The sequence below is a fragment of the Vibrio sp. YT-19(2023) genome (assembly GCF_033337395.1).
The window spans coordinates 1-556 of the sequence record NZ_JAWOQN010000948.1 but is presented as its reverse complement, the minus strand read 5'-3'; the positions used below and the strand labels follow the sequence as shown (position 1 = coordinate 556).

General features: G+C 48.4%; 1 protein-coding gene. It reads left to right on the top strand.

Annotated elements, in window-relative coordinates; genetic code table 11:
- On the top strand, positions 1 to 556 hold a 556-nt coding region (locus tag R7E78_RS29350), incomplete at its 3' end, for a DedA family protein (RefSeq protein ID WP_318059049.1).

Here is a 556-nt window from a genome sequence, read left to right as displayed (position 1 = left end):
ATGGGCGTCTTGCTTGCCTTTTGGCATCAAGACTTTTCTGCACTTATGGCGCCAGGAAGTGCAGGGATTATTTATATTGTCGTGGCGACATTAATCTTTTTGGAAAGTGGTTTTATTCCTGCTGCGCCATTTCCGTGCGATAGCGTAGTGGTGTTGTCTGGCACACTTGCGGCGGTAGGCGTGCTTGATCCTATTGCCATCATGTTGGTGATTATTGTGAGTGCGGGCTTAGGAAGTTGGGCGGCATACTTGCAAGGAAAATGGCTAAACCGCCTACCTAAAGTTCAAGGCTGGGTGAATGCTGTTCCACAGAAAAGACTCGAACAAGTCGATGTTCTTTTGGGTAAACATGGCTTAGTTGCATTGTTTTGCGCGCGTTTCATTCCGGTGGTGCGTTCGCTTTTGCCATTGATGATGGGATTACGTGTGAAACGCGTGTCGAAGTTCCATTACTTTGCATGGCTGAGCGCCATATTGTGGACGTTGTTACTGTGCGGCTTTGGCATGCTCCTGCCTTTACTTCCGGAGAATATCAGCAAGATGGTGACGATGGGGT